Here is a 13,698-nt window from a genome sequence, read left to right as displayed (position 1 = left end):
GAATATGAATCCGAATACCACCTCGCGTATTTTTTCCGGTTCCCTTTGGGGTATTCTAGCCAAAATTCTTGATGCTTTAGCCAAGTTCATTACGATTCCCATGCTCGTGGGTTTCTATGGTAAGGCTGATTATGGATTGATTGCTTTGGCATTTTCACTCAATGCATACTTAAGGCTGATGGATTTGGGATTCAATGTAGGGGCTGTGCGATATTTTTCCATGTGGACGGCTGCATCTGAATGGGGCAAAATCGGAAACGTATCCCGGTCGAGTATCGTCTTCTATGGTGTGGTCGGTTTGCTCAATGCGATCGTCTTCCTTTTCATGTCCGCATATGGCGCCCAGTTGTTCAACCTTACCGATGCACAAGAGCCGCTTTATCGGCAGATCATGTATATTCTCGCTTTTTCTACGGTGTTGAGCTGGCTATCCAGCGTAGTCATCCAACTGCTGAGTGCCAAGGATGAATTGGGATATGTCAATCGGATAACAGTGATCAGCAGCGTGCTGAATTTCGTGGTTGCTTTGTTAGCTATTCAGTTGCAGTGGTCATTGATTGTGTATTTTATAGGATATACGTTGACGACCCTGATTCCTATACCGTTTTATATTGCTCGGTTGCGGGTATTTCCCATCTCCCGCGGCACCCTGTTGGCGCCCCGATGGCATGGAAGTGCTTTCCGCGAAATATTGAATTATAGCTTGGCTATATTTGTTATGGGGTTGTTTCAGCTGACGGCAAACAACTTGCGCCCCTTGTTACTGGGTAAATTTGCCGATGGCATGGAGGTACTTACCGACTATCGGGTGATCCAGACCATTGCCATGCTTATTGTGGCGTTCGGGGGGGTGTTTATGCAGGTATTACTGCCTTCTGCTTCGAAAGCCTATGCCGAAGGTAACCAGCAACGGATCGAGCGGATGATATTTGAGGCAACGAAGTACATTTCGATTTTCCTGGCATTCGTGGTGTTTGCGCTGATTCTGAATGCCGATGAAATTCTGCGCCTGTACATGGGAGCTGGATACAGCAACCTATCCCTGTGGTTGTCGCTTTGGTTGCTCACGGTGTTGCTTTCCATGCACAATACGCCCGTGGCAAGCTTGGTGCTCTCTACGGGAAAAACCAGATTTCTGGTTTATTCCTCTGCGGTGGCATGCATCGTCTCGCTTCCCATTACGGTTATCTTCGCTGATACCTTGCAGGTGGGAGCGGCCGTAATCGGATATTTGGCGTATATGGTGCTCCAGATCGGTTTTTTTTATAGCTATTACATACCGAAAGTGCTCAAGCTGGATGGATTCCGACTGTTCACTCGCGCATTCCTGCCCGCGGTAGCTGGCGGGGTATTGGCGCTCTTCATAGGTAGGTATGCAGGACAAGCACTGCCGATTACCGGTGGATATGGCATGGTTATCGCCAATTCGGTTATATTCGGATTGATATACGTGCTGTATCTGTTCGTATTTGTTGTGCGGCGAGTCGATATCCGTTATCTAAAGGAAACACTTATGAGGAAAGGAAAGGGCAATGCCTAAATTTTCGGTCTGTATTCCGGCATACAAAAGCCGTTTCCTGGCAGAATGCATACAGAGCATCCTCGCGCAGTCGATCGGCGATTTTGAACTGATTGTGTTGAACGACTGTTCGCCGGAGCCGGTAAGCCAGCTTGTAGGCTCCTTTGACGATGTCCGTATCCGGTATTATGAAAACGAACACAATGTCGGGGCCGTGCGGCTCACCGACAATTGGAATAAATGCGCTGCGCTGGCACAGGGCGAATATTTGGTGATGATGGGAGATGATGATCGTATGGAAGTTGACTATCTGGAAGAATTTACGCGATTGATGGACGACTACCCGGGTCTGGACGTGTATCATTGCCGGAGTATGGTCATTGACGACGAAGGCCGGCCCTTAGCGCTTACTCCCGCTGGCCCTTCGTACGAGCGGGTGTGCGATCATATCTGGCATCGTCTCAATCAATGGCGATCCCAGTACATCTCTGATTTTGTATACCGCACAGCGGCTCTGCGTAGTAGGGGTGGATTTTATCCATTGCCCCTGGCGTGGGGATCGGACGATGTGACGGCCTATCTTGCCTGCGCCGATAAGGGCATCGCGCATACGAATAAACCTGTATTCAACTATCGGAGCAACGGTCTTTCGATCACGTCTTCGGGCAATGACCTGGAGAAGATGCGCGCCAACATGCAGTATGCGCGATGGTTGCGCGGTTTTTTGGAGAACTATGTTCCTCATGAATCGGAAAAGGTAGTTTACAATACCTTATCGGGTCAACAGGAGCAGCTCATGCGGCGCCGTAAGCGGTATACCATGACCTTGTCCATGCGTTCAAACAGAACGGCCAAATTTTGGATGTGGTACCGGCACCGTAGGGAGTTTGGACTCAGCTTCAGGGATATTGTTGCGTCTGCCGTCAAATCGCGTGAACAAAGAAAAAGATGGTCGAATTAGCAACTCCGATGGACATTGTTTTCAATCCGCCTGTCAATGAGGAAAATCAATACATTCAAGTATTGGTCGGGGAGCTTCGTGCGAAAGGGTACCGCATCCATCCATTGGATACGATTTTTTCAAGTCGGAAGCATTTTAACTCCATCCGATTGGTTCACCTTAATTGGTTTGAAAATATTGACGACAGCGGTTTTTTTGTAGCCTTGCGGAGCTTTGTGCGTAAGCTAGCGGTGCTGACGGTGATTCACTGGAGTGGAAAGCCCCTGATTTGGACATTGCACAATCGGGTGTCGCACGAAAAAGGGTTGACATTTTTCAGCCGGACGATTACCCGGTTATTAATACGTTGGTCACACCGCATTGTGATTCACAGCGGGCAATCCGAAGAGGTCCTTGCGTCATACGGTACAAAAGCATTGCAGAAAGCGGTTTATGTTCCACATCCGCACTTCATGGGTGTATACGGGGAAGTGTGTAGTGCGCCTGGATATAACAGTGGAAATAACGAACGGTTGGAACTGCTTTTCACGGGGATGGTAAAGCCCTATAAAAACCTGGAGCTGCTTATTGACGTAGTTCGTACATTCGGCGACCGTGTGCGACTGACGATCGCCGGGAAAGCCTTGGACGATGCCTACCGAACAGAAATTTCCAACCTTGCGCAGCGTGCACGCAATGTGGTATGGCTGCCTTATTTCGTCCCCGATGGGGAAGTGGCCACCCTGCTTGCCGGAGCTGATGTGATTGTGCTGCCGTATGATCTGTCGAGCAGCCTTAATTCAGGTACCGTTCTTTTGGCTTTTTCCTATAAAAAAACAGTAATTTGTCCTGAAATCGGTACGATTTCCGATATGGGATCGCATAGGAACGATACGTTTCACTATCGGTATAAGACCGGCGAGGAGCATCGTGCTGCGTTGACAGAACAGATTGCGCGGGCGGTGACGTTGAAACAACGTGACCCTGCTACGTTGACAACGATGGGAGATCAGTTGTATGCCTATGTTGCCGATGTGCACGATCAGGAAAAAGCGGGAACAATGCTGGATAATGTATACAAACAGCTATTGGCAGAGGGGAGGGTGCAGGAATGAAGATTTTATATATCAATGCCCTGTATGCACCGTATGTAGCCGGTGGTGCCGAGATCTCCCTCAAACTCATTGTGGAAGGCATGCAGGCTAAGGGGCATGAAGTCGCCGTATTAAGTATGGTGCCGGAACCGGGCCTGCACGTTGATTGGGTAGATGGTGTAAAAGTATACCGTGCCGGTCTACGGAATGGGTACTGGCCGTTTGCCAAAGATCGCCCATCGAAGTTCCGCAGGTTTCTCTGGCACCTACGCGATGCGTACAATCCGGCTATGCGCCGTTACGTACGCGAGGTACTCCAGCAGGAAAAGCCAACCGTAGTGTCGTGCCATAATCTGGTGGGTTGGTCCATCTCCGCTTGGGATGAAATTCACCGCGCCGGTATTCCGATTGTACAGGTATTGCATGACATGTACCTGCTAAGTCCGGATAGTACCCTGTTTAATCAAGAGCAGGTTGGCCTAGCACAGGATCTCACGAGGAGGCTGTTACGCCGCAGACATAAACGCGAATCCAATAGTGTGAAAGCGGTGGTGGGCATCAGCCGTAGCGTGTTGGAACGATTCATCACACAGGGCTATTTCCGGAATGTTCGCCAATATGTGGTGCACAACGCGCGGGATATCCCTGCTATAAACCAGCCGCGGCTGCGGAAAGAAGGGCAATCGCTGACAGTGGGTTACATCGGGACGCTTTCTGCCGCGAAGGGAGTTGAATGGCTCATCCGTCAATTTAAAGCTTCGGGCATCGAAGGACGGCTGCATATCGCCGGACGCGGAAAGGAGGACGATCTGGCCCATTTCCGGCAATTAGCCGGAAATGATGAACGTATCCATTTTGTCGGCTATGTGAATTCAAGTGATTTTTATGCAACGGTTGACGTACTGGTCGTTCCATCTATCTGGGAAGAACCGCTGGGCATGGTGGCCGTGGAAGGTTTGGCAGCTAATTTGCCGGTAATCGCCAGCAACCGGGGCGGGTTGCGGGAGACTGTCGCCGATGGGGTGAACGGAATCCTATGCGATCCCGACCGGCCGGATTCCCTTGGCGATGCACTCATTACCTTGTGGCGTGATGTGGCATTATATAATCGGCTGGCAACGGGAGCGAGATCTTCCATAGGCGAATACCTCAGTGTGGAACGCATGATAACGGAATATGAACGAGTGCTGCAAACAATGACAATGGATGATGCGGATGCGTGACAACTTGGTAAGCCGTAGGGCCACTTTCTGCGAGGCGTTATTTTGCCTCGCGTTGGTAGCTGTTTTCCTGCCTGTCAAAATTTATCCGCTCGTATTTTTGCTGGCATTGCTGGGTTACTTTTGGGATACGCCGGTTCTGCTCCGGCATTATTGGGTGTGGTCTCTGGGCGTGTTTACGGGGTATGCTTCGCTTGTGTTTTTGATCAACTTACCGGAAGAGGGAAGGGAAGCAACGAATTTCCTTAAATTGCCGATCAATTTCTGTTATTTATATTTCGCTGTCGGCTGGTTGGCCCAGCGGGATAACACCCGCCTGCTGCGATGGGTGGATGTGACGCTGCATCTCGTGCTGGGACTTACCTTGCTGCAATTACTGCTGTATCACCAGGTAGCCGGGTTCCGGTGGTTGGGAGGTGCGCCGAGTTCGGCACATGGCAGTGCGTTATATCAGGCTTCTCATTACTTTTGGGGACTGGACGATAAGAATATGTTCGGTGCACGCATTGCGCTGCTGGGGTTTGTCTATGTATTACTGCCGGTTGTGCAGAAACAGAAACTGGTGTGGTGGCGTATCGGATTGGTATGGGGGTTGGCATGGCTATCATTGTCGCGCACGCCGATGGTGGCCCTGCTTCTCGGGATTTTCTGCCTCCTGTGGGCGGGAACAACGGTCCGTTGGCGCGTGGTGCTGGGGGCGCTGGCGTTGCTAGCCATTCCGTTTGTGGCGGAAAAGGTGGTACGCGTAGATACCCTAATGGCATCCAACGATGGAATGGGCGTTCGACTGGTGTATTGGAAAGCATTCTTTCAGCATTTTACCGCCATTTCTCCATTGGGCAATGGCTTTATGAGCGGGGGTGATTTTCTTGGCCGCTACGCGGATTTTTACCATGGCGAACCGCACATCCATAATACATTTTTCAATTGTTACCTTGATTTTGGTATCATTGGATTGGCATCTTATGCATTGTTCCTGTTTTATTTTTACCGATTCTGTATGGAAAAGCGGAAAAACCACGGCTTTTGGTGGGTGGCTTTCCTGCCGTTACTGGCCATTTTAATGATTTTATATTCGGGTTATGACAACGATATCGTCCTGTACCTGATATTGGTATTCCTGCTGGGAAGCAGTTATCCGGTAGGCGTGGATCGTTTACGGTGGAGGATCGGCATATGAACCTGCGTGTATTGATAGACGACAGATGGGCAGGCGATACCGGTATCGGTAAACTGTACAACGAGGTGATGGCGCGGATGCCCAGCCATATTTCACCAGCCTTCATACCAAGCGATATGGGGCTAGGAAACCTGCTGACACCGTGGATGCTGGCCCGTGAAATCCGGAAAAGCGATGCCGATGTGTTTTACAGCCCTTCGTTTATGCCTCCGCTTTACAGCCGCATTCCGTTTGTATTTACCATCCACGACTTGATGCACCTTTTTTATTATACGTCCTGGCATCGCCTGTATTACCAACAGGTGATTGCCCGGTTGGCGGCGAAGGCGCAACAGCTGATCACGGTGTCGCATTTCAGCAAAAAACAGCTGATTGAACTGCTCGGCGTCGATGAACAGCTGATCACGGTCATTTATAACGGCGTGGACGCGATATACCGGAAAAATACCGAGGCATTTCAATCGGAAGCACCGTATTTTCTGTATGTAGGCAATCGGCGTAAAAACAAGAACATTCCGGCTATGCTTACGGCTTTTGCCCGCGCTGACATCCCGCCGGAATTTTTGTTTTTTCTTTCCGGTCACGGCGATGAAAGGCTATGTGCGCTGATTGCCCAACTGGGTATCGAAAGAAGGGTCCGTTTTTTGGGACGGATTCCCGAAGCCGAGTTACCCAAATTATATAAGGGAGCATACGCAACGCTCTTCGTGTCGCTTATGGAAGGTTTTGGACTGCCGGTTATCGAATCCATGGCATCCGGTACACCGGTGTTGACTTCCACGGCCGGCTCACTGCCGGAGATTGCAGACGATGCCGCGCTATGTGTAGATCCGCACGATGTGGAGGCGATCAAAGCCGGCATAGAAACATTGGTAAACGACGGCGACCGCTACCGGGAATTTCAGCAGCGAGGCGTACAGCGGTCTGCACAATTTACCTGGGACCGTACCGCTACGGATACATGGAACGTGATAACGGATAAACATCGGAAGCTATGAAGTGGACTAATTTACGTGGGATCATCTGGATAGGAGGGAGCTTGCTGGCGCTTGCCTGTGGTGTTCGGGTAAACCACCCTGCGGGAGCTGAGACGACGGGACGCCGCATCAATGTGAAGGAATACGGCGCCACGGGCGATGGCAAGACCGACGATAGCCGGTTCATCCAGGCGGCGTTGGACAGCGCCTCCATAGGGGATACGGTATACCTGCCGAAAGGAACCTATTTGGTACATACCATCCGCTTGGTTTCCAATGTGCACTTGGTGTCCGATGGTTTGCTAAAGCAACCCGACGAGCTGTCGGCACAATTTGCCGTGGAAAAGCAACACTCGGATGCACCGCTTTTCCGTGCGCACCGGATATCCAATGTATTCCTTTCCTTTCGTGCAGAAACGGCCAACGAGGCTATTTACGCGTCGCAATGCAGCAACCTGACCCTAGCAAACAGCCAATTGACGGGCGACTCCACCAATAATCGTTCTTTTCCGGCCGTATTGTGGTATAGTTGTGCCGCTTCCCGGGTAGTCGGCACTACCATCACCCAATATGGAGGTGCCCGGGAATCGCCCACGACGTATCATCCCGGTACGGCTGTGCGGGTGCTATCGAGTCAGGGCATCACCATTTCCGGCAACCGGTTCCATCACAACGGTGAAAACGGCATTTTCATACACGACAGTGGTGATGTCGAAATCGATGGAAACCACATCCACCACAACGGGATGAGCGGCATTCAGGTAGCCTTCAATACCGCCGAGCGCGTAATGAATTACCGGATTACCAACAATAGGCTGGAATACAACGCCGCCGATGCTGTAGATATCAATAACCGGGCGCATGGGCGGGTGGTGGCCATCAATGCGCTCATTGCAGGTAATTACAGTAAAAGTAATGGTTTTGTGAAGGGTGAATCCACGCCCGATGGATCCGGTATCGGCACACTGATCGGCATTTCGGGGGTGACACTCAGCGGGAACCGGGCATTCGGCAACAATCGGCCGGCACTTTATATAGAAGGGTGTGGAGCGATTACAGCCAACCGGAATATCACCGATGGGGCGTTCGAATTGGTTGGACAGTGGGAACACATACGGATGGAAGGAAATTCCTTTCATACACTGCGCTTGTTGGCCAATGCCGAAGGGCGATTGCTGGATATTAGACACAGTCAGATAGGCAGTATCATGCTACCTAACGGCATCCGGGTCGATTCAGTGAGCATCATAGAAAACGAAATCAACAGCGGTCCCATCAATATTAATATGGAAGGGCATCTGAAATTTGAGGGCAACCGCTTGAGAAGTGGGCATGAGTCGGGCGCCCTGCTATTAGTGAAGACAAAGAGCGCTTCGCTACTGGGTAACCATATTTTCAATGCAAAAAATGCGGCGATTACAGTCCGGAAAACGGCACTCAACGTGCGGATAGATAGTAATTTTGTGACATCTGGCGGTACCTGGATCCATGATTTCAAACCCCCGAATATCAAAATCAATAAAAATACGGTCCGGGAACACGCAACCAAGGAAATGCAATGACAAAAGTAAATGTATACATACCCACGTTGAACGGTGGGCAGCATTTTATTGCGTTGCTGGACGCGCTGGCTGCGCAGCATGCGCCGATAACGCAGCACGTCGTGATCGATTCCGGTTCCACTGACGGAACGGTGGAAGCGGCCAGGGCCGAAGGTTTTGAGGTGATGGGATTGGGTGATGCGGGATTTGACCACGGCGGTACACGGCAACGGGCCATCGATGCCTATCCGCAAGCAGATGTCTACATTTTTCTTACGCAAGACGCCATTCCGGCTGATGAATCGGCTCTCACAAACATCATCCGCGTATTTGATGACCCGCAAATCGGAATGGCTTATGGCCGACAGCTTCCCCATAAGGGAGCTACCGTCATGGAGGCCCATGCACGGTTATTCAATTATCCCCCGCAGACCCAGATACGGGGTTTGGCCGATGCCGATACGTATGGCATCAAAACGATTTCCTGCTCCAATTCCTTTGCGGCCTACCGCCGTAGCGCCTTTGAAGGAGTGGGAGGCTTCCCCCGGGGCACCATCATGGGCGAAGATGTCATCGTTGCAGGGAGGCTGTTGTTGGACGGATGGAAAATGGCCTATGTAGGCGACGCCTGCGTTTACCATTCGCATGCCTACAGTCTCCGTGAGGAATTTGAACGGTATTTCGATATCGGTGTATTTCACAACGATAATCGATGGATTTTTGATTCTTTCGGCAAGGCCGATAGTGAAGGGTTCCGGTATGCCCTATCAGAAATCCGGTATGTAGTCCGCCGCAAACCTTGGCTACTTCCCAAAGTCTGTTGTTCGTTTGTGGCAAAATGGCTGGGATATAAACTGGGGCTATCCTACCGATCGCTGCCACTCCGGCTACGTAAAGCTTTTTCGATGTATAAGGCCTATTGGGGTCGGGGGTAAGGCCGCCCCGGCCAAAACCCTAATTTGTGGAATTTTTCCCCACTTCTCAGGTAGTCTTTTATCTTTTATTCACTTTGAATTGTAACTGGAGGCCTAATAGCTGCTTTTTTCGAACATGGCACTTAATTGGTATCTATATCAGCGTTGATTAAGTGTGAATATCATGATTAGAGAAACTCAAATACAGCAGGTGGCCTATAACGTTGATAACAGTTTATACGAATTGATTACGTATCAGCCACCTTTTCGGATAGATCTTCAGGCCGTAAAAAGGAAGTTATTGGTTTATCAGGAAACGATCTTCCTCAAACGTATATTTGATATCGTGTTTTCGACCTTAGTGATTGTTGCCGGACTGCCAATCTATGCATTACTGGCATTGATTACCAAAGTTACGTCACCGGGCCCCATATTTTATAAGCAGGAGCGTATCGGCAAAGACCAAAAGCCGTTTTACATCTATAAGTTTAGAAGTATGCGTGTGGATGCTGAACAGGCCGGTCCGCAATTGGCGTCGGATGATGACCCCCGTATTACGAAATGGGGGAAATTTATGCGCAAAACACACCTTGATGAATTACCCCAATTCTGGAATGTGTTGAAAGGTGATATGGCCATTGTGGGGCCGCGCCCCGAACGCAGGCATTTTATCGATGAGATCAAGGAACGCAAACCGGAATATATGCAGCTGTTCCGGCTTAAACCGGGTATCACGTCCATCGGGCAGGTGCATTATGGATATGCTGAAAATGTTAATCAAATGTGTGAGCGTGTCAATTACGATCTGAATTACCTGGATACGATGAGTTTAAAAACCGATATGGACATTATTCTACAGACGGTGAAAGTAATGGCTCAGGGTAAGGGAAAATAAAATCGGCGGCGCTTGTAACATTCGGTTGCCATGAGCGTCTTCAAAGAATGAATCAAACATCAGGGGAGGCAGCACCCTTCAACCGCTACCAGATTCTGGTAGTGGTTATTTTAGCTTTTACACAATTCACCGTTATCCTCGATTTCATGATTATGTCTCCTTTGGGGGACATTTTGATGAAGTCGATGCGATTGTCTCCTTCGGAATTTGGCTTGGCAGTATCGGCCTATGCGTTTAGCGCGGGCCTTTCTGGTTTTCTTACCGCTGGTTTCTCAGACAGATTCGACCGGAAAAAGCTGTTGTTGTTTTTTTACATTGGTTTTATCGTCGGCACGGTGTTATGCGGTATCGCACATACATATCTATTCTTGGTCGTGGCACGTATCTTCACCGGACTCTTCGGCGGCGTCATCGGTTCCATCTCCATGGCCATCGTAGCGGATTTATTCACGTTGCAGCAACGCGGCCGTGTGATGGGGTTTGTTCAAATGGCGTTTGGTGCCAGTCAGGTGTTGGGCATCCCAATAGGGCTTTATATTGCAAATGGGTGGGGTTGGGAAGCTCCGTTTTTGATGGTGGCGGTACTCAGCGTACTGATTGCCGGAATGGTCACGTTTTATCTGAAACCCGTTAACGCCCACTTGGGTGTTAAAAGTGAAAAATCGGCTTTTGGTCACCTGCTTCATACCTTGGCGCAGCGCCATTACCGCATTGGTTTCCTCTCTACTGCATTACTTTCGGTAGGTGGATTCATGATGATGCCCTTCGGCAGTGCATTTGCCATCAACAACCTACATATTACCGAGCAGCAGCTCCCCATCCTGTTTATGGTTTCGGGGTTGGCCACGTTGGTGATTATGCCCTTTATCGGGCGTTTCAGCGACCGGATAGATAAGTACAAGCTGTTTGTCATCGCGTCGTTGTGGCTAATGATCATGTGCATTTGGTATACGAACCTTTCCGTCACGCCTTTATGGGCGGCCATTGCGCTTAATGTCATGCTCATGGCGGGTGTAACGAGCCGCATGGTGCCTTCTTCCGCATTGGTGAGTGCAGTGCCCGAATTGAAAGATCGGGGAGCATTTATGAGCATTAATGCATCGTTACAACAAGTAGCCGGAGGTATTGCTGCGGCGCTGGCTGGTAAGATTGTTGTCCAGCAGACCAATTTCAGTCCGCTTGAGCACTACGACGTGGTTGGCTATGCGGTGGTAGCAATTTCTGTTGTTAGTCTGTTGATGATGTATCGGGTAGATCGGCTGGTAAAAGCGCGGACAGAAGCAAATTATAAAGCAAAAATGTCTGTTGTTGAGGAAAGTTAAAATTCTTGAGTCAACGATATATTTGATTTCGAAATTTTGAATATCTTTGCGTCCCCGTTCCCGTAGTTCAATGGATAGAATTTCAGATTCCGGTTCTGAAGATAGGGGTTCGAATCCCTTCGGGAACACAAGAAAGCACCTTAACGAGGTGCTTTTGTGTTTTCAAGGGATGAGGACGAAGCGATGGCCGGGGTTCGAACTATTTCGCTGCCGGTAAGTGTTTCAGCTACAATTTATAAGCGGTGTCGCTCTTGGATTCGCTGAGTACAAAGAAACTCTGTACAGTGCTGATGTTGGGCAGGGTAGCCAGTCGGTTGCGTAAAAAGCGGTTATAGGTTTCCATGTCCTTAATAGCGATGCGGAGGATGAAATCGTATGCACCGGTCATTTGCATACATTCCAGTACCTCATCAAATTCGGATACTTCGCGTTCAAACGTTCCAAGCGTTTCGGCGGTGTGTGAAGTGAGTAGTACATGTGAGAAAGCCATCAGGCTTCTATCTACTTTTTTTCGGTCGAGGATTGCCACGATACGGCTGATATAGCCCTGCTCTTTCAACCGACGTCGCCGCTCCTGGATGGCCGCTACCGACCGATTGAGCTGTAACGATAATTCTTTGTTGGATAATGTGGCATCTCGCTGGAGAAGGTTCAACAATTGGATGTCAATATCATCAAGTTGTGTCATAAGTACGGATGGTAAAAAAACGACATAACGATTTATAAGGGAACAATAGTAGCAAAAAAATGGTGAATGCTGATTTTTTCCGTTAAAAAAACGGAAATAACTTGTTCCCATTGTGTCTTTGGTAAAACCAGCGCAACTTTGCAGTCCGCACTAATGGCTGCATCATGAAGCGGATGAAGATTTGATGAAGATTGTTTTGTGTGTTTGTAAACGTCCCCATCCGTAATTGTAGGGTGGGGACGTTCTTACAGAATAGAACAGCTGGGATTAAACGTTAAACCGGAAATGCATGATATCCCCATCCTGCACAAGGTAGGTTTTACCCTCCACCCCCAGCTTGCCCGCCTCTTTCACAGCGGCCTCCGAGCCGTAGTTAATGAAATCTTCGTACTTGATAACTTCAGCGCGGATAAAACCCTTTTCAAAGTCGGTGTGAATTACCCCTGCAGCCTGAGGAGCGGTAAAGCCATTTTCAATCGTCCAGGCGCGTACTTCCTGCACACCTGCGGTGAAGTAGGTTGCCAGGTTCAACAGTCTATAGGCCGCACGGATGAGCTTGTTGACACCCGATTCGGTCAGGCCGAGATCTTCCAGGAAAAGTTGCCGTTCGTCGTAGCTGTCCAACTGGGCAATTTCCGATTCAATCTGGGCGGAGATAATCAGTACTTCCGCATTCTCGTCTTTCACAGCTTGCTTCACCTGCGCAACGTAGTCATTACCCGTATTTACCGAACTTTCATCTACATTACAGACATATAATATCGGCTTCACGGTAAGTAGCGACAGGTCACTGATGAAGTCAAAGTCTTCTTCGGATATCGGAGCTGTACGTGCTGATTTACCCGACTCGAGGTGGTTTTTAACCACCGACAGGATTTCATAACTCCGCTTGGCTTCCTTATCACCACCTGTCTTCGCTTGTTTTTCCACTCGTTGAATACGTTTGGTCACCGTATCGAGGTCTTTCAGCTGCAATTCGGTGTCGATGATTTCCTTGTCGCGCACCGGATCCACCGATCCATCAACGTGTACGACATTGCCATCGTCAAAGCAGCGCAACACGTGGATGATCGCGTCTGTATTGCGGATGTTTCCGAGGAATTGATTGCCCAGGCCTTCGCCCTTGCTTGCTCCTTTTACGAGGCCGGCAATGTCCACAATTTCGATGGTATTGGGTACAATTCGCTGCGGCTTTACCAACTCGGCCAGTTTATTCAACCGCTCGTCCGGTACCGTGATCACCCCCACATTGGGTTCAATGGTACAAAATGGGAAATTAGCTGCCTGTGCCTTTGCATTGGAAAGGCAGTTGAATAAAGTGGATTTGCCTACATTGGGTAGGCCGACGATGCCGCACTGTAAAGCCATGAATTGTCTTTTTTTTAAACGGGTGCAAAGATAACAATTA

The 13,698-nt window shown here is 49.5% G+C and carries 12 protein-coding genes and 1 tRNA gene; 11 read left to right on the top strand and 2 right to left on the bottom strand.

Features of this window, described 5'->3' with window-relative positions; genetic code table 11:
- The first annotated feature begins 4 nt into the window (after positions 1-4).
- The 11 genes from BMZ56_RS04155 (at position 5) to BMZ56_RS04105 (ending at position 11,730) form a co-directional block, all read left to right on the top strand.
- Positions 5-1,540 (top strand): lipopolysaccharide biosynthesis protein, encoded by a 1,536-nt coding sequence (locus tag BMZ56_RS04155; RefSeq protein ID WP_090624612.1) that lies wholly within the window; start codon positions 5-7, stop codon positions 1,538-1,540.
- Positions 1,533-2,480 (top strand): glycosyltransferase family 2 protein, encoded by a 948-nt coding sequence (locus tag BMZ56_RS04150; protein WP_090624610.1) that lies wholly within the window; start codon positions 1,533-1,535, stop codon positions 2,478-2,480. The genes BMZ56_RS04155 and BMZ56_RS04150 overlap by 8 nt, the downstream gene beginning before the upstream one ends.
- Entirely contained in the window at positions 2,468-3,574 is a 1,107-nt protein-coding gene (locus BMZ56_RS04145; protein ID WP_090624608.1) for a glycosyltransferase family 4 protein, read from the top strand. The genes BMZ56_RS04150 and BMZ56_RS04145 overlap by 13 nt, the downstream gene beginning before the upstream one ends.
- The gene (locus BMZ56_RS04140) at positions 3,571-4,776 is read left to right on the top strand and encodes a glycosyltransferase family 4 protein (RefSeq protein ID WP_090624606.1); all 1,206 of its coding nucleotides are present in this window, start codon (positions 3,571-3,573) and stop codon (positions 4,774-4,776) included. Before BMZ56_RS04145 ends, BMZ56_RS04140 begins: the two co-directional genes overlap by 4 nt.
- Positions 4,760-5,953: an O-antigen ligase family protein gene (locus BMZ56_RS04135; protein WP_245893065.1), complete on the top strand. Its 1,194-nt coding sequence runs from the start codon at positions 4,760-4,762 to the stop codon at positions 5,951-5,953. Before BMZ56_RS04140 ends, BMZ56_RS04135 begins: the two co-directional genes overlap by 17 nt.
- The gene (locus BMZ56_RS04130) at positions 5,935-6,951 is read left to right on the top strand and encodes a glycosyltransferase family 4 protein (RefSeq protein WP_245893063.1); all 1,017 of its coding nucleotides are present in this window, start codon (positions 5,935-5,937) and stop codon (positions 6,949-6,951) included. The genes BMZ56_RS04135 and BMZ56_RS04130 overlap by 19 nt, the downstream gene beginning before the upstream one ends.
- Complete coding sequence (locus tag BMZ56_RS04125) at positions 6,948-8,492, top strand: right-handed parallel beta-helix repeat-containing protein (RefSeq protein WP_090624602.1); 1,545 nt, start codon at positions 6,948-6,950, stop codon at positions 8,490-8,492. The genes BMZ56_RS04130 and BMZ56_RS04125 overlap by 4 nt, the downstream gene beginning before the upstream one ends.
- Positions 8,489-9,406 carry a glycosyltransferase family 2 protein gene (locus BMZ56_RS04120; RefSeq protein ID WP_090624600.1) on the top strand — a complete coding sequence of 306 codons (918 nt, stop codon included), beginning with the start codon at positions 8,489-8,491 and terminating at the stop codon, positions 9,404-9,406. The genes BMZ56_RS04125 and BMZ56_RS04120 overlap by 4 nt, the downstream gene beginning before the upstream one ends.
- A 163-nt stretch (positions 9,407-9,569) precedes the next feature.
- Positions 9,570-10,280, top strand: a complete 711-nt coding sequence (locus tag BMZ56_RS04115) for a sugar transferase (protein ID WP_090624598.1) — start codon at positions 9,570-9,572, stop codon at positions 10,278-10,280.
- Positions 10,281-10,327: 47 nt separating this feature from the next.
- The gene (locus BMZ56_RS04110; protein WP_090624597.1) at positions 10,328-11,602 is read left to right on the top strand and encodes an MFS transporter; all 1,275 of its coding nucleotides are present in this window, start codon (positions 10,328-10,330) and stop codon (positions 11,600-11,602) included.
- A 56-nt stretch (positions 11,603-11,658) separates the two neighbouring features.
- Positions 11,659-11,730 (top strand) — tRNA-Arg (locus tag BMZ56_RS04105).
- Positions 11,731-11,828: 98 nt separating this feature from the next.
- Here the strand turns inward: BMZ56_RS04105 and BMZ56_RS04100 are convergent.
- Positions 11,829-12,290, bottom strand: a complete 462-nt coding sequence (locus BMZ56_RS04100; protein ID WP_090625767.1) for an Lrp/AsnC family transcriptional regulator — start codon at positions 12,288-12,290, stop codon at positions 11,829-11,831.
- A 267-nt stretch (positions 12,291-12,557) separates the two neighbouring features.
- The gene (gene ychF / locus BMZ56_RS04095) at positions 12,558-13,658 is read right to left on the bottom strand and encodes a redox-regulated ATPase YchF (RefSeq protein ID WP_090624595.1); all 1,101 of its coding nucleotides are present in this window, start codon (positions 13,656-13,658) and stop codon (positions 12,558-12,560) included.
- Positions 13,659-13,698 lie beyond the last annotated feature (40 nt).

The organism is Parapedobacter indicus (genome assembly GCF_900113765.1).
Taxonomy (GTDB): Bacteria; Bacteroidota; Bacteroidia; order Sphingobacteriales; family Sphingobacteriaceae; genus Parapedobacter; species Parapedobacter indicus.
The sequence above is the reverse complement of the archived record's forward strand: the minus strand, read 5'-3'. Positions and strand labels throughout refer to the sequence as shown.